Genomic DNA, 15,506 nt, shown 5'->3' on the forward strand with positions numbered 1-15,506 from the left:
GTTTCTGGAGCAGGTCATGGCCTTCAACGACTTCAACATGGACAACCACTGGTTGCCCTTCACGCCCAACCGGGGCTTTCGCAAAGACCCGCGCATCTTCGTCGCCGCCGATGGGATGACCTTCACCACACACGACGGCAAAAAAGTCGTCGATGGCATTTCGAGCCTGTGGTGCGTGGGCGCGGGCCACAACCGCAAGCCGATCAACGAGGCGATCAAGAAGCAGCTCGACACGCTTGACTACGCCACCGCGTTCCAGGCATCGAACGACAAGGCGTTCAAGGCGGCGGAGATGATCGCCGCGATGGCGCCGGGCGACTTGAACAAGGTGCTGTTCTGCAACTCCGGATCAGAAGCAGCGGACACGTCGATGAAGGTGGCGCTGGCCTATCACCGTGCGCGCGGCGAAGGGCACCGCAACATCTTCATCGGGCGCGAGAAGGGCTATCACGGCGTTGGTTTTGGCGGCATGAGCGTGGGCGGCATTCCGGCCAACCGCAGGATGTTCGGCACTTCGCTCTTGCCGCGCGTCGACCACATGCGCTTCATCCACGACCCGGTGAACAACGCGTACATCCACAACGAAGAGCCGGTGTTCCAGGAAGACCTGCTGCTCGAACTTGAAAACCGCATCCTGCCGCTGCACTCGCCCGACAACATCGCGGCGATCATCGTCGAGCCAGTCGCGGGCAGCGCGGGCTGGTATCTGCCACCGAAGGGCTACCTCAAACGCCTGCGCGAGATCTGCGACAAGCACGGCATCCTGCTGATCTTCGACGAGGTGATCACCGGCTTCGGCCGCCTGGGCACCAACTTCGGCGCGGACTACTACGGCGTTGTGCCCGACATGCTGAACTTCGCCAAGGCCGTGACCAACGGCGTAATTCCGCTGGGCGGCGTGATCTGCCGCGACAAGCTGTACGACGCGATGATGAAGACCGAGGCGCCCGAGCACGTCATCGAGTTCTTCCACGGCTACACGTATTCGGGCCACCCTGTTGCATGCGCCGCTGCCATTGCGACGCTTGGCCTGTTCCAGCAGGAGAACCTCTTCCAGCGCGCTGGCGAGATGGGCAAGGTGCTGGGCGATGCGTTCCACTCCACGTTCAAGGGCATGCCCAACGTGATCGGCATTCGCAGCCTGGGGCTTGCGGCTGCGGTCGAACTCGCTCCGATGGCGGGCCTGCCAGGCAAGCGCGCCTACGACATTTTTGTGGACTGCTTCCATAAAGGCGCGCTGGTGCGGCCCGCGGGCGACGTGCTTGTGATTGCGCCGCCCTACATCGTCGAGCGCGAGCACATCGACACGCTCGTGAACACACTGGCTGATTCGATCCGCGCGCATGCCTGACGAGCCGGCGCCGCCGACGCTGCCGCCTTCACCGGCCCTGTCGGGTTTTGCCGCGCAGGTCGCGGCGCTCAAGCGCTCGCGCGAGGAGCAGCTGCCAATGCGCGTCGGCGTAATGGTGCCGACGTTCAACCGGCCCGATCTCATTCGCGCCTGCGTGCTGCAGCTGCTGCACCAGTCCAGGCCGCCCGATGTGATCTGCGTTCACCAGAACGGCCACTCCGATTCGTACCAGTGGGCAGTAGCAGACATGCAAACCGGTGCAACGCGAGTGATCTGGCTGCACACGCCCGCCAGGATCGGGCAGCACGAGTGGTATGCCGTGCCGCTGCGGCGCCTCATCGAGGACAAGTGCACGCACTTCTTCTGGACAGACCACGACGACTTGTACCTGCACAAGCACATCGAGTCGGGGCTGGCGGAGTTGCAGACTTACGATTTTTCCGTGTCGCGCTGGTGTGGCTTGCTGTTCACCAAGCCTGCGCCGGCGGACTTCCGCTATGGCCCGCATGTGGAATTCACGTCGCACGCGCCCGGCGGCATGAGCTCGACCATGTGCTTCCGGCGCAGCTTCGCGCAGGAGCTGCTGATGGACATCGCACGGGACAAGGGCCAGACGCAGTACACCGACAACATCGTGGCGCATGTGACGATGCCGAAGTTCCGCTGCCACGTCGGCGAGCGCAACACGTGCGTGTATCACTCGCATGAAGGCTCGCTGACATCGCGTGCGTGGCTGCAGCGCGCCTTCGCCTGATTGCGGGCTGGCAGCCGGGCGCGTTCAGCGCATCGACTGCAGGGCACCCATGAGGATGAACGCGATGATGAGCCACACCGCCCATTTGCCGAACTTGCCCTGGCCGGGCTCGTGCTGGACGATGCGGTGTTCGGCCAGCGGCTGCTCGGGCACCACGGCGTTCTCGCGCTCGAGGATTGCCTCGATCTCCTCTGTGGTGAGCTGCTCGTCTTCAGGCTGTCGTGGCTTGGGCATGGTGGAGATGGGTGGGCGCGACGCGCATGCGCCCACTTTTTTATACTGCAGAAGTTGAAACGCGCAGTATAAGAATCGTCGTTGAATCTTCAGGCGCGAACGGTTTCCTGCTGCGGCGATACTCAAGTTTCGCCCGCCGCCATGAACTCCCTTGCCACGCGTGTTGTCCTGACTTTGCTGCTCGCATGGGCTGCGGCGCTGGCGTGCACGTGGCTGCACACGCCTATCCCCTGGATGATCGGGCCGCTGGTGGCAACGTCGCTCGCTTCCATCCTCGGTCTTCCCACTCGCAGCTTCGCGCCGTTTCGCAACGCCGGCCAATGGGTGATCGCCACCGTGCTCGGCCTGTACTTCACGCCGCAAGTGGTGGCGCTCGTCGCGAGCCTGTGGTGGGCGATCACGCTCGGCGTGATCTGGGCGCTCGGGCTGGGTTGGGCCTTTGGCAAATGGCTGGACCGCAGCACGGCACTGGCCACCATCACCGACGCACATGTGCGCCGCGCGACAAGCTACTTCGCAGGCTCGATCGGCGGCGCTTCGGAGATGACGCTGCTGGCCGAGCGCGAAGGCGGCCGCACGGACCTGGTGGCTGCGTCGCACAGCTTGCGGCTGCTGGTTGTCACGCTCCTGATTCCCTTTGCCTTCACCTTCGGCGGCCTGCACGGCCTGGACCCGACAGTGCCCGGCCCGCGCGTCGTCGAATGGCTGGGGCTCGTCCTGCTCATGACGCTGACGGGCGCAGGTGCATGGCTGATGCAGCGCACGGACCGCGCCAACCCGTGGTTCATTGGCGCATGGCTCGTGTCGATGGGGCTGACGATGAGCGGCCTGGAGCTGTCGGCCGTGCCGCAGTGGATGTCGAACGGCGCGCAGCTGGTGATCGGTGTCAGCCTGGGGGTGCGCTTTTCTGCCGAGTTTGTGCACACCGCGCCGCGTTGGCTTGGCCGGGTTGCCGTGGGAACGGTGGCGATGATCGTGCTGTCGGCGTTGTTCGCTGCGGCGCTGGCGTGGGCGGCAGGCTTGAGCTGGGCAACGCTCATCCTCGGTACATCACCGGGCGGCATCGCCGAGATGGCGATTACCGCGAAGGTGCTGCAACTGGGCGTGCCCGTCGTGACGGCTTTTCAGGTCGTGCGCCTGGTCACGGTACTGCTGCTCGTCGGCCCGCTTTTCAGGTGGTTGCGGTGAGCGGGCTGCGACCGGCCATTCGCGCTGCGCGTCAATGCATGACCAGCGGGTTCTGCGCAAGCTCGGCGTAGCCGTCGAGCGTTTGCTCGACCTCTTCCTGGGTCGGTGTATTGAGCTGCCAGGCCGTGATCTGCTTCTGGAAGGATTCAGCCCACGGGCCGTCGAGGTAAACCTCTTTGTTGGAACGCTTGTCCACAATCTCGAAACCATGCCGCGGGATGCGCGGTGCAGCCTCGCCGTTCAGGGGTTCGTTGGCCTGCATGTGCACAACCACGAATGATTCGGAGTCATAAAGCATTTGCATCTGGAGTTCCTTTGCCACGTATGTAGCAACGTTCGGGCCGCTTTCAAGGAGGACCCCGCTTGACTGCCAAAGGCGCCCCATGCCGTAAAGATAAGCAAAGGCGCTAACGCCTCGTGTCGGTGCCCAGCCACTGCTGATCCGTCCAATCGCCATTGGCGTTTGTCAGACGCACGCGCACGGGCACGTAAGCCATGCCGCGAGCCAGCCACAGTTCGATGCGCTGGTCGAAGTCCCGGCGCGGATGGCGTGTGAGTTTCAGGGTGGCGATGCTGACCGGTGCGCCCGCCGCAGGCAGCGTGAGCGACTCGTCGCCGTCCACGGCAAACAGCCACTCTTGCGCATCGCGCGTGGTCGCCGTGGGGATCGCTATCGTCGACCCCGGCCCGAACTTCGCAGGATCGCCGCCCACGAGCGCCGCGATCTGCATCATCACGCTGAGCCTGTCCTGCGTGCCAGCCATGAGGAGTTGCTCTGGCGCGTTGCTGCTGAACACGACGCGCCCGCCGTCGCGATCGAAGTGCGTCGCCTGCTCCCCACGCGAACGGTCAGAAAAGCGCTTGGGCGCCAGGCCATCGGCTGTGATGGCGCCGCTGCTGATTTGCGTTCGCACCGGCATCGACGGTGCGCTGACCTGCAGCATGACCTCGTACTCGTGGCCGTCATGCCGCCACAGCAGTTCGCTGCTGCCTTCGGTGGTCTTGCCTTTGGTGAAGGCCGTGACCTGGTAGGCCAGGCGAGTCGATGCAGGCACTGCAAGCGCCAGGCGGGGGCCATAGGCGTCGGCCTGGGGCGCCGGTGCCTGTTCACTGCCGCGCGCCGGCTGGGCGCGCGTTGGTGTGTCGGCAAGCGTGAGGGTGGGCGCGCCAGCGGGCGCGGGCAGGGCGGCCCTTGCAGCCGCCACCGGCTTGGCAGGCACAGGCATGCCTTGCCCAGGCGATGCTGTTGAGGCCGTTGCCGGCGAATGGGCGGCGGCGTTCTCGCTCGTGATGGTGCGCGTGACCAAAGCCTGCACTCGCCCAGCCCCGGGCATGCGAACGGCTGTTCCCGCAGGCAGTAGCAACGCGACATGGACAGCGCAGACAACAACCGTGATCGCGGCCAGCGGCCGCCAGTTCCTCGCGTACACGCTCAACCCGCGTAGCCAAGGTCGGCTGACAGTTGCTTCGCCGCGGCGCGCAGCGGCTTGTCCACGGCGCCGTTCCATTGCGAATCGAACGTGCCCGTTGGCCCGAGCGCGACCAGGCCCAGTGCGATGTGACCGTCCGAATCGAACACCGGCGCGCAAAAGCCGACGATGCCGGGCAGCAGCGTATCGACGACACGTGCGGCGCCACGCTCGCGCACTTGCGCGAGCAACGCCCGTGCATCAGCCAGCGTGGTGGGGGTGTCGGTGCGGCCCTGCTTCTGTGCGCGAGCCATCTCGTCCTTGAGCATCGGCGTGATGGCGTCTTTGCCCAGGTGAGCCGCAAAGCATTGGCCCGTGGCTGACGTGAGTAGCGGCATCACGTCGCCCAGCCGGAGATTCACCGTCACCGCTTGCGGCGACTCTTCCCAGTGGACGATCGTCGGGCCGTGGTTGCCCCAAACGGCGAGCGCGAGCGTATGGCCGATCTGCTCAGTCAGGGTGGCGATGCGAGCCCGCGCGAGCTTGACGGCATCGAGCCGCGAGAGCGACGCCAGGCCGAGCTTGAGCGCTGCCGGGCCGAGGTCATAGCGGGTGCTTGATGCATCCTGCACCACGAGTTCGAGCCGCTGGAAACTCACCAGGTAGCGGTGCGCCTTGGCAGCGCTCATGCCCGCGGCGGCTGCGAGGTCGCGCAGCATCAAGGGGCCCGCCGAGCGGGACAATACATCGAGCAGCAGGAAGCCCACTTCGACCGACTGGATGCCGGCGCGTTCTTTCACCATGGCCTCGTTCCGTTAGAATTACGATTAGGTAAATTCATTTCACAATGCGTAATGTCCAGCGGACTCTAGCGCATTCGATTGTCCGGTACAAACGATCCATGAAACTCGCCACCTACAAAGATGGTTCGCGCGACGGCCAGCTCGTCGTCGTCTCGCGCGACTTGAGCACGGCGCATTACGCGACCGGCATCGCAGACAAGCTCCAGCAAGCACTGGACGACTGGGGCTTCATCTCGCCGCAGTTGCAGGACTTGTACGAGACTTTGAACAATGGCAAGGCGCGCCACGCCTTCCCGTTTGACTCCAGGCAATGCATGGCGCCGTTGCCGCGTGCGTATCAATGGGCTGATGGCTCCGCCTACATCAATCACGTCGAGCTGGTGCGCGCCGCGCGCAAGTCTGATGTGCCGGGCACGTTCTACGCCGACCCCCTGATGTACCAGGGCGGCAGCGATGATTTTCTCGGGGCCAATGATGATGTGCCGGTGCCCAAGGAGGCGTACGGCATCGACTTCGAGGCCGAGATCGCCGTGATCACCGGTGACGTGCGCATGATGTCCACGCCCGAGCAGGCGCTCGACGGCATCCGGCTCGTCATGCTCGCCAATGACGTGAGCTTGCGCAACCTGATCCCCGATGAACTCGCCAAGGGCTTCGGTTTTTTCCAGAGCAAGCCCGCCACCGCATTCAGCCCTGTGGCCGTCACGCTCGACGAGCTCGGCGAGTCATGGGACAAGGGCCGTGTGCATCTCACGCTGCAAAGCACGTGGAATGGCCGCAAGGTCGGCATGTGCGAAGCCGGGCCCGAGATGACGTTTCACTTCGGCCAGTTGATTGCACACATCTGCAAGACGCGCAATGTGCGCGCCGGCAGCATCGTCGGCTCGGGCACGGTGAGCAACAAGGGTGTCACCGGTGCCGATGGCAAGACGACGTGGCCCAAGGGCTACAGCTGCATCGCCGAAAAGCGTGCGATTGAAACGATTCAGGACGGCAAGCCCACGACGGAATTCATGAAGTTCCATGACACGATCCGCATCGAGATGAAGGGGCTGGACGGGCAAAGCGTTTTTGGCGCGATTGACCAGGAGATTGTTGAGGCGAAGTAGCCACAAAGCGACGCCTCATTCGGGCCTACAGCCGCAACCAGGGCGTCCCGGAAACCTCGGCCTGCGTATGCGCCAGCGTTTCCAGAAAGGTGTTGCACCACCAGTGCACGTCACATCGGCGAATCGTGGCCAGCAGGGCCTGGTGCCGGGTGCGGCGCTCCTCGATCGGCATATGCAACGCCAGATTGATGGCGTTTGCTGTTGCCTCGATGTCATACGGATTCACCAGCAGCGCCTCTTTCAGCTGCTCCGCCGCCCCCGCGAAGCGTGACAGCACCAGCACACCCGGATCGGCAGGATCCTGCGCCACGACGAACTCCTTGGCGACCAGATTCATCCCGTCGCGCAGCGGCGTGACGAGCGCCACGCGACTGGCACGGTATAGCCCCGGCAGGCGTGGCCGCGCGACGTTGCGGTGCATGTAGCGCACCGGCATCCAGTCGAGCTCGCCGTAGTTGCCATTGATCGATCCGCACAGCGACTCGATCTCGTGCAGGATGTCGGTGTAAGCGTCGACCTCCTCCCGGCTCGGCGATGCAATCTGGATCAGCGTTGCAACACGGCGGTTCTCCGGGAAGTTCTGCAGCAGCGAGCGAAACGCCTGCATGCGGTGGGGCAAGCCCTTTGAGTAGTCGAGCCGGTCCACGCCCACCAGCAGCTGCCTGCGCGAATACTCGCGCGTCATGCGCTCGTACATCTCGCGGCCCTCGCTCGCCTGGCCGAGCGCCACAAACTCGTCGACGTCGATGCCGATCGGGAAAGCGCCCGCCTGCACCGTTCGGTTGAAGGCGCGCCAGCGCCCACGCCCCAAGTCCTGTGCGTGCGCCTCGGCCTGCACATAGCGGCAGAAGTGCTCGTGGTCCGCGTTGCTCTGGAAGCCCACCAGGTCGTAGGCAAACAGGGCGCGGATCAACCAGTCGTGCCCCGGAATCGCCGCAAGAATCAGCGGTGGCGGCAGCGGAATATGCAGGAAGAAGCCGATGCGCTGCGTGCAGCCCAGTGCCCGCAGTTCTGCAGCGAGCGGAATGAGGTGATAGTCGTGAATCCAGATGATGTCGTCGTCGCGCAGCAGCGGCCTGAGCTTTTGTGCAAAGAGCTGGTTCGCCTTGCGATAGCCCGTGATGTACGCCGGGTCGAAGTCCGCCAGATCGAGCCGGTAGTGAAACACCGGCCACAACACACCGTTCGAATAGCCGCCGTAGTAGGCGTCGTAGTCCTGGCGATCAAGGTCCATGGTCACCAGCTTCACGGGCCCGGCCTGATGCGTGTGCAATGGACGCTCCTGCGCATGCGGGCCAGGCTCGCCGGGCTCTATCGTCTTGCCGCTCCAGCCGAACCACATGCCGCCGGTGTTGTTCAACACTTCGGCCAGCGCGACAGCAAGCCCGCCCGCCGCCGTCTTGCGCGGGTCGGCGACACGGTTGGAAACCACCACGAGCCGCGACATCAGATCACCGTGTCCCAGGGTGCGGACAAACGCACGGCGGCGTTGATCAGCCCCACCATCGAATACGTCTGCGGGAAGTTGCCCCACATCTCGCCCGTGACGGGATGCGTGTCTTCGGACAGCAGCCCGAGCGGATTGCGGTTCTTGAGCATCACCTCGAAGATCTCGCGCGCCTGCGCCTTGCGGCCAATACGCGCCAGGGCATCGATGCGCCAGAACGTGCAGATGTTGAACGACGTTTCCGGCTTGCCGAAGTCGTCGGCCGCTTCATAGCGGCGCATGTAAGGACCGTCGCACAAGTACTTCTCGAGCGTCTCGACCGTCGAGACGAAACGCGCGTCGTTCGGGTCGATGAAGCCCACCTCGGCCATCAGCAGCACGCTCGCATCAAGATCGCGCCCGCCAAAACTCTCTGCGAAGGCCTGCCGATCTTCGTTCCACGACTCGCGCAGGATGCGCTCGCGGATGACGTCGGCGCGCTCACGCCAGTAGCGAATGCGCGGCGGCAGGTCCAGCGCAAACGCCACCTTGGCGAGCCTGTCGCACGCCGCCCAGCTCATGAGCGCGGACGAGGTGTGGATGCGTGCGCGTGTGCGCAGCTCCCACATGCCCGCGTCAGGCTGGTCGTAGACGCGAAAGGCCTGCTCGCCCACTGCTTCGAGATGATGAAATTCCTGCTGGCCCGCGCGCCGGAACAGCCGGTGATCGTGGAACGCCTGCGATGCGCCCAGCACGATGTTGCCGTACACGTCGTGCTGAAAGTGTTCCTGGGCCTGGTTGCCCACACGCACCGGCCCCTGCCCGCGATAGCCCGGCAGGTGGTTCAGGATTGCCTCGGGCAGCTGCTCTTCCTGGCCAATGCCGTACAGCGGCTGGATGTGCCCGCCGCCCGAACGCACGACGATGTTGTTCAGCCAGCGAAGGTACTCTTCCATCGTCGCGACTTCCGACAGGCTGTTGAGCGCGCGCACGACGAAAAAGGCATCGCGCAACCAGCAGTAGCGGTAGTCCCAGTTGCGGCCGCTGTCCGGTGCTTCCGGAATGCTGGTGGTCATCGCAGCCACGATGGCGCCCGTGTCTTCGAACAGGGTGAGCTTGAGCGTGATGGCAGCGCGGATCACCGCGTCCTGCCACTCGAGCGGAAGCGACAAGGCGCGCGTCCAGCTGCGCCAGTAAGTGGCAGTCTCCTGCTCGAAGCCGAGTGCCGTCTCGCCAATGCCGGTCAAGAGCGTCTCATCGGGCCCGAGGATGAAATTCATCGGCCGGTCGATCACGAAGTGCGTGCCCGAGAGCAGGTAAGCCAGCGGCGCGTCGGTGTTCAAGCGCAGGGTTGTGTCGGGGCCGATGAAGCGCAGGTGTGTGCTGCCCTGTGTGACGACCGGCTCGCGCTGTCCCCAGTCGAAGCGCGGCGCCAGCACCACGCGCACGCGCGGCGAGCCAGACAACACGCTGATGCGGCGCACGAGTGTGAGCGGGCGGAATGTGCGCCCGCGGTTGAAAAATCGCGGCGCGAAGTCGGTGATCTCAATGCCCTGGCCCTGCGTGTCGAACAGGCGAGTGCGCAGGATGGCGGTGTTCGGCTCGTAGGCCTGTTCGCTGTGCGCGAAGTTTTCCAGCTCGAACGCCCAGTGGCCGGCGCTGTCGCCCGGATCGAGCAGCGCGTTGAATACCGGGTCACCGTCGAATCGCGGAAGGCACATCCACACGATGCGGGCGCGCTCGTCAATGAGTGCGCTGTAAGCGCAATTGCCGATGATGCCGAGCTTGAGTGAGGGGTTGGCGCTCATGAGGCTGCCTTGGCGGCGAGCGCTGCGGCGGCGGCCTGGAGCTGCAGGCGGCAGTCGGCGGGGGAGGGAAGGCGCTGCCACGCGACGCTGGTGCCAGCACCGACCTTCACACCCATTCCGTGCATGCGCTGAACGGTTGCGAAGCCAACTTCATCGGTGATGTCATCGCCGATGAACACGGGTGAGCGGCCCGCGAATGGCGCTTCCTTCATGAACGCTTCGATCGCCAGGCCCTTGCTGGCACCGCCCGGCTTGGCTTCGGCCACCATCTTGCCGCGCAGCAGCGTCACGCCGGGCGACTGGGCTACAGCCGCTTCCATGGCGGCGATGCACTCGGCTTCGAGCTGCGGCGCCTGGCGGTAGTGCAACGCGATCGAGCCGCGCTTGATTTCGATTCGCAGGTCCGGATGGCGCGCTGCCAGTGCCTGCACCACCTCTTCCACCCGCTCCAGGGAATAGGTGCTGAGCAGTGTGATTTCACCACTCGCATCGCGGCGCTCGGCGCCGTGCACGCCGGCACTGGGCAGTCTCAGCGGTGCAAGGTACGCATCGACCTGCTCGATCGGCCGGCCCGAAATGATCGCGACGGCGCCGCCCAAAGAGTGCTGAAGCGACTCGAGCGCGGGAGACAGGCCGCTCGGGACGAGCACCTCGTCAGGCTGTGGCGCGATGTCCACCAGCGTGCCGTCGAAGTCCAGGAAAAGCGCGCATGAGGGAAACAGGAAATCCACCAGGTTCATGCACGCTACGCTACCAGACGTGCTGCGCTGCAACCAGATCGCCCGTGCGCTTTGCCCCGTAGGACTAGGCCTACCGGCGCACGGCAAAGAGGTGACTCAGCACGGGAGGTCCTGCATGGCCGTACAGTGCAAGCTGCGTGAGACAACGCGCCATCATTGAAGGAATACGCCCATGGACTATTCGCGCTACGAAACTCTCTCGATCACCCGTCGCGGCCCGCACGATTCAGTGCTCGACATCCAGATGCGCGCCTTGAACGGCAAACTGCCGACAGCGGGCCACGAAGGCCACCGTGAACTTGCGCAGATCTGGCGGGATGTGGGCGACGATGAGTCTGTGCGATGCGCTGTGTTGCGCGGCGAAGGGCTTGGTTTTTCCGGCGGCGGCGACCTGGCTTTGGTCGAAAACATGGCGAGCGACTTCGAGGTGCGCACACGTGTCTGGAAGGAAGCGCGCGACCTGGTCTACAACGTCATCAACTGCGACAAGCCCATCGTGAGTGCGTTGCATGGCCCGGCAGTGGGCGCTGGATTGGTGGCGGGCTTGCTGGCAGACATCTCCATCGCCGCCAGGACCGCAAAGATCGTCGATGGCCATACGCGGCTGGGCGTGGCGGCGGGCGACCATGCCGCTATCGTGTGGCCCTTGCTTTGCGGGATGGCAAAAGCGAAGTACTACCTGATGTTGTGCGAGTCCGTGACGGGTGAGGAGGCCGATCGCATTGGCCTTGTGTCGATGGCGGTGGACGCTGAGGACTTGCTCCCGAAGGCATACGAAGTTGCAGATCGCCTCGCCAATGGTTCTCAGAGCGCCATACGCTGGACGAAGTACTCGCTCAACAACTGGCTGCGCCAGGCGGGCCCGGCGTTCGACACGTCACTGGCGCTGGAGTTCATGGGCTTCGCGGGTCCCGATGTGAAGGAGGGAATTGCATCGCTGCGCGAGAGGCGCACGCCGAACTTCTGACGCTCTGGGATAATCTCGCCCACATGCAAGCCCTGCGCCGCGCCCATTTCCTCGCCCGCCTCGTGCTGGCGTGGTTCGTGTTGTCGCTCGGCGTGGCTGTCGCAGCGCCCATCGTCAATCCGGTCGGCATGCAGCTGATCTGCTCGGCCGGCGGCGTGATGAAGGTGTTGCCGGCGAGTTCCAGCGGCGAGCAGCCCAGCACGGCGCAAACGATGGACTGCCCGTTGTGCGCGTCCGTCTCGGCGCCGCCTCCGGCCACGCTCGAGTTGGTGCAGTTGCACCAGCGCGCCGTGGCCCTGGTGGCCGTCGAGCCCGAATCGCGCATTGTCCAGGCCGAAGCGGCGCCGCAACCGGCGCGCGGGCCACCCGCGGGCAAGCGCCTCCACTAGAGCCCCCGCGCCTGGTTGATCCGCGCGGGGAATTCCCCCGTTTGCAGGAAAGAACCAGCATGTTTCGCCGTTCCTTGCCGCGAGCCTGTGCGCTCGCACTTTCACCCGTAGTTGCGCCTGCGCTACTTCTTGCCACCCCCCTCGCTGCCTGGGCCGACCACCCAGGCGACTCGCAGGCGCGCTCGCTTGGCGTCGTCACCGTCATCGGTGGCCAGCCCACGTCACTGCCCACGCAGATACCGACCACGCTGGAAGTCATCACGCGTGAACAGATCGAGCAGTCGATCAATGCGACTGACAGCGAAGACGCGCTGAAGTACTTCCCCAGCCTGCTCGTTCGCAAGCGCTACATCGGCGACTACAACCACGCCATCCTGTCCAGCCGCGCATCGGGCACCGGCAACAGCGCACGCTCGGCGGTGTACGCCGACGGCATCCTGTTGTCGAACTACCTGGGCAACGGTGTCGGCGGACTGAGCTTTCCGCCGCGCTGGGGGTTGGTCACGCCCGAAGAGATCGAGCGCGTCGATGTGATGTACGGCCCGTTCTCTGCGGCCTATCCGGGCAATTCGGTCGGTGCGGTGGTGGACTACGTCACGCGCATGCCTCGCAAATTCGAGGCGCACGGCAAAGTGGGCTACGTTTCGCAGCCCTTCGCGCTTTACAACACGAATGCCACCTATCGAGCGTGGCAAACGAGCGCTTCGGCGGGGAACAAGGCCGGTGACCTGTCGTGGTTCATCAACTTCAACCACACGGAAAGCCACGGCCAGCCGCTGACCTTTGCCACGCGGCTGGTGAGTGCGGGAACCGTGGGCAGTGCAGGCACGCCCGTCACGGGCGCGGTGCTCGAGCGCAACAACGCGAACGCGCCGTGGTACGTGCTGGGCACCGGCACCGAATACGAAACGCGGCAGGATCACGTCAAGGCCAAGCTGGCTTACGACCTCGGATCAGGCTTGCGGGCGGCGTACACGCTGGGTGTGTGGCAAAACACGTCGACCGGACGCCCTGTTTCGTACTTGCGCAACGCGGCGGGGCAAGCCGTGTACAGCGGCGCGGTGAACATTGACGGCCGCTCCTTCTCGCCATTGACCGGCGGCGACTTTGCCTTGACCGATGAGCGCCTCACGCACGTGATGCACGGCTTGTCGCTCAAGACGCACACGCAGGGTGTCTTCGACTGGGAAGTCGCAGCCAGCCTCTACGACTATTCGCGCGACCAGAAGCGGCAGAACAGCGCGGCAAATACCTTGCCTGGTGCAGCAAGCGGCGGCGCGGGAACGATAGCCGACGGCGGCGGCACGGGATGGCGCACGCTGGCGCTGAAAGGCACGTGGCGGCCCGCTGGCGTGGCGGGGCCGCACATCATTGACTTTGGCGTGCAGGACGACGCGTTTGCACTGCGCTATCTCACCTCCACGATCACTGGTGACTGGACGCGCGACGGCGCAGGCGCAGTTGCCAGCAATGTCGGCGGCAGAACGCGCTTGCAGAGCTTCTACGTGCAAGACGCGTGGGCGTTTGCACCGGGCTGGAAGACAGTGCTCGGCGCGCGCGCTGAAGCGTGGTCAGCCATCAACGGGTACACGCAGATTCCCGCTGCCACGCCCGCGGTCAACACGCAGTGGCCATCGCGGCGCGAAGCCTTTGTGTCGCCCAAGGCGGCGCTGTCGTGGCAATTTCAAAGCGACACGGTGCTCAAGGCTTCTTTGGGCCGCGCGATCCGCTTCCCGACGGTGGGCGAGCTCTACGGCGCAACGTCAACGGCGAATTCGCAATACATCAACGATCCGTTGCTGCGGCCTGAGCGCTCGTGGACGGGCGAGCTCAGCGCGGAAAAGGATCTGGCCAATGCGCTGCTTCGCGTGACCTTGTTCGCCGAAGACACGCGCGACTCGCTCTATTCGCAAACCACGTTTGATCCGCTTGCCAACCGCAATGTCAGCCGTGTGCAGAACGTGGGCCGTATCTCAACGAAGGGTGTCGAGGTTGCGTATAGCGGCGTCGACGTGTTTCGCAAGGGGCTGGACGTCAACGCCAGCGTGACCTACGCAGACTCAGTGATCAAGGAAAACGCCGGTTTTGTCAGCGTGCGGGGCGACACCATCGGCAAGCAGCAACCCAACATCGCGAAGTGGCGCGCGACAGCGCTCGTCGCGTATCGTTGGAACGACCGCTGGTCAACGTCGGTTGGCGCGCGCTACAGCGGCAGGCAATACCGCACGCTGGACAACAGCGACGTCAATGGCTACACCTACCAGGGGGTGAGCAAGTTCTTCACTGTCGATGCGCGTGTGCGTGTGAAGCTGAACGAGCAACTCTCTGCCGCGTTCGGCATCGATAACCTCAATAACGACAAGTTCTGGAATTTCCATCCTTACCCGCAGCGCAGCTACAGCGCAGAATTGAAGTACGACCTATGAACAAGCACCTCTTTGCCTTTGTTGCCGCGCTCGCTCCCCTGATGGTAGGCGCCCACGCTTCGCTCGAAACGCCCATCGCCGAAACAGGCGCCGCCTATCAAGGCGTGCTGCGCATCGGGCATGGATGCGACGCCTCGCCCACCACGGCGCTCGCGATGCGCCTGCCTGCCGGCTTCGAAGGCGCGCGGGCGCTGCCCAAGCCCGGCTGGACGGTTGATACCAAGCCCGGCGTGCTGAGCTGGACGGCGGCGTCGAAAGACGCGGCGTTGCAGCCCACGCAGCGCGGCGAATTCGCTTTCGCCGTGACAGCGCCGCGCGCTGCAGGCCCTGCCTGGATCAAGGTGCTGCAAACCTGCGAGAAAGGCGCGCAAGACTGGGCTGACGTGCCAGCCGCCGGCACTTCGGTCGCCGGCATGAAGACGCCGGCCATGTTGCTCGCCGTGCTCGCGCCGCGCGAATTCGCCATGGCGAAGATGCTGCCGCGCGTCGAGGGCGGCTGGGTGCGCGGCACGGTGCCCGGCCAGTCGGGCACCGGCGCATTCATGCGGCTGACGGCCAGCGAGCCGGTGCAGCTGGTGGGGGTGACGACGCCCGCTGCCGGCACTGCGGAGGTCCATGAAATGAAAATGGAAGGGGACGTGATGCGCATGCGCGCCATGCCCAAGCTCGACCTGCCCGCCGGCCAGGTCGTCGAGCTCAAGCCGGGCGGCTATCACCTGATGCTGACGGACTTGAAGCAACCCTTGCAAAAAGACACGACCGTGCCGCTCACGCTGGTGTTTCGCAATGCCCGCGGGCTGGAGAGCCGCATGGACGTCAGCCTGCCCGTTCAGATGCTGGGCCCGGATGCAATGGGCGGCCACAAGCACTGAGGTTGGGGTAAGCTGTACGGACTGCACCAA

At 64.7% G+C, this 15,506-nt stretch carries 15 protein-coding genes; 8 read left to right on the forward strand and 7 right to left on the reverse strand.

Going from position 1 to position 15,506, the window contains the following annotated elements:
- Positions 1-16 precede the first annotated feature (16 nt).
- Positions 17-1,351 carry an aminotransferase class III-fold pyridoxal phosphate-dependent enzyme gene (locus GHT07_RS15635; protein ID WP_153586045.1) on the forward strand — a complete coding sequence of 445 codons (1,335 nt, stop codon included), beginning with the start codon at positions 17-19 and terminating at the stop codon, positions 1,349-1,351.
- Positions 1,344-2,105 carry a glycosyltransferase family 2 protein gene (locus GHT07_RS15640; protein ID WP_153586046.1) on the forward strand — a complete coding sequence of 254 codons (762 nt, stop codon included), beginning with the start codon at positions 1,344-1,346 and terminating at the stop codon, positions 2,103-2,105. The genes GHT07_RS15635 and GHT07_RS15640 overlap by 8 nt, the downstream gene beginning before the upstream one ends.
- Before the next feature lie 24 nt (positions 2,106-2,129).
- Here the strand turns inward: GHT07_RS15640 and GHT07_RS15645 are convergent, their stop codons facing one another.
- Entirely contained in the window at positions 2,130-2,339 is a 210-nt protein-coding gene (locus tag GHT07_RS15645) for a hypothetical protein (RefSeq protein WP_153586047.1), read from the reverse strand.
- Between the two features lie 141 nt (positions 2,340-2,480).
- Here GHT07_RS15645 and GHT07_RS15650 point away from each other — a divergent pair, with 141 nt between their 5' ends.
- A complete protein-coding gene (locus GHT07_RS15650) occupies positions 2,481-3,527 on the forward strand; it encodes an AbrB family transcriptional regulator (RefSeq protein ID WP_153586048.1) in 1,047 nt (348 codons plus the stop codon).
- Positions 3,528-3,558: 31 nt separating this feature from the next.
- Here the strand turns inward: GHT07_RS15650 and GHT07_RS15655 are convergent, their stop codons facing one another.
- The 3 genes from GHT07_RS15655 to GHT07_RS15665 all read right to left on the reverse strand — a co-directional run bounded on the left by GHT07_RS15655 (position 3,559) and on the right by GHT07_RS15665 (position 5,739).
- Entirely contained in the window at positions 3,559-3,831 is a 273-nt protein-coding gene (locus GHT07_RS15655) for a BTH_I0359 family protein (protein WP_153586049.1), read from the reverse strand.
- Positions 3,832-3,934: 103 nt separating this feature from the next.
- Entirely contained in the window at positions 3,935-4,753 is an 819-nt protein-coding gene (locus tag GHT07_RS15660) for a DUF3108 domain-containing protein (protein WP_194792960.1), read from the reverse strand.
- A gap of 206 nt (positions 4,754-4,959) precedes the next feature.
- On the reverse strand, positions 4,960-5,739 hold the full coding sequence (locus GHT07_RS15665; RefSeq protein WP_153586051.1) for an IclR family transcriptional regulator: 780 nt from the start codon (positions 5,737-5,739) through the stop codon (positions 4,960-4,962).
- A 98-nt stretch (positions 5,740-5,837) separates the two neighbouring features.
- Between GHT07_RS15665 and GHT07_RS15670 the strand changes: the two genes are divergently transcribed.
- Positions 5,838-6,848: a fumarylacetoacetate hydrolase family protein gene (locus GHT07_RS15670; protein ID WP_153586052.1), complete on the forward strand. Its 1,011-nt coding sequence runs from the start codon at positions 5,838-5,840 to the stop codon at positions 6,846-6,848.
- A 25-nt stretch (positions 6,849-6,873) separates the two neighbouring features.
- Here the strand turns inward: GHT07_RS15670 and otsA are convergent, their stop codons facing one another.
- Genes otsA through otsB form a run of 3 tightly spaced genes read right to left on the reverse strand, consistent with a single transcriptional unit; the run spans position 6,874 to position 10,822 of the window.
- Positions 6,874-8,295: an alpha,alpha-trehalose-phosphate synthase (UDP-forming) gene (gene otsA, locus GHT07_RS15675; protein ID WP_153586053.1), complete on the reverse strand. Its 1,422-nt coding sequence runs from the start codon at positions 8,293-8,295 to the stop codon at positions 6,874-6,876.
- A complete protein-coding gene (locus GHT07_RS15680) occupies positions 8,295-10,163 on the reverse strand; it encodes a glycoside hydrolase family 15 protein (RefSeq protein ID WP_407646644.1) in 1,869 nt (622 codons plus the stop codon). The genes otsA and GHT07_RS15680 overlap by 1 nt, the downstream gene beginning before the upstream one ends.
- Positions 10,079-10,822: a trehalose-phosphatase gene (gene otsB / locus GHT07_RS15685; RefSeq protein ID WP_153586055.1), complete on the reverse strand. Its 744-nt coding sequence runs from the start codon at positions 10,820-10,822 to the stop codon at positions 10,079-10,081. The genes GHT07_RS15680 and otsB overlap by 85 nt, the downstream gene beginning before the upstream one ends.
- Before the next feature lie 172 nt (positions 10,823-10,994).
- Between otsB and GHT07_RS15690 the strand changes: the two genes are divergently transcribed.
- The 4 genes from GHT07_RS15690 to GHT07_RS15705 are packed head-to-tail and all read left to right on the forward strand — an operon-like array spanning position 10,995 to position 15,476.
- The gene (locus GHT07_RS15690; protein WP_153586056.1) at positions 10,995-11,789 is read left to right on the forward strand and encodes an enoyl-CoA hydratase/isomerase family protein; all 795 of its coding nucleotides are present in this window, start codon (positions 10,995-10,997) and stop codon (positions 11,787-11,789) included.
- Positions 11,790-11,812: 23 nt separating this feature from the next.
- Entirely contained in the window at positions 11,813-12,178 is a 366-nt protein-coding gene (locus tag GHT07_RS15695; RefSeq protein ID WP_153586057.1) for a DUF2946 family protein, read from the forward strand.
- 59 nt (positions 12,179-12,237) lie between these two features.
- On the forward strand, positions 12,238-14,604 hold the full coding sequence (locus GHT07_RS15700; RefSeq protein WP_153586058.1) for a TonB-dependent receptor: 2,367 nt from the start codon (positions 12,238-12,240) through the stop codon (positions 14,602-14,604).
- Positions 14,601-15,476 (forward strand): copper chaperone PCu(A)C, encoded by an 876-nt coding sequence (locus tag GHT07_RS15705; RefSeq protein WP_153586059.1) that lies wholly within the window; start codon positions 14,601-14,603, stop codon positions 15,474-15,476. The genes GHT07_RS15700 and GHT07_RS15705 overlap by 4 nt, the downstream gene beginning before the upstream one ends.
- The last annotated feature ends 30 nt before the right edge of the window (positions 15,477-15,506 follow it).

The organism is Caenimonas koreensis DSM 17982 (genome assembly GCF_009646335.1).
In the GTDB taxonomy this organism is placed as follows: Bacteria; Pseudomonadota; Gammaproteobacteria; order Burkholderiales; family Burkholderiaceae_C; genus Ramlibacter; species Ramlibacter koreensis.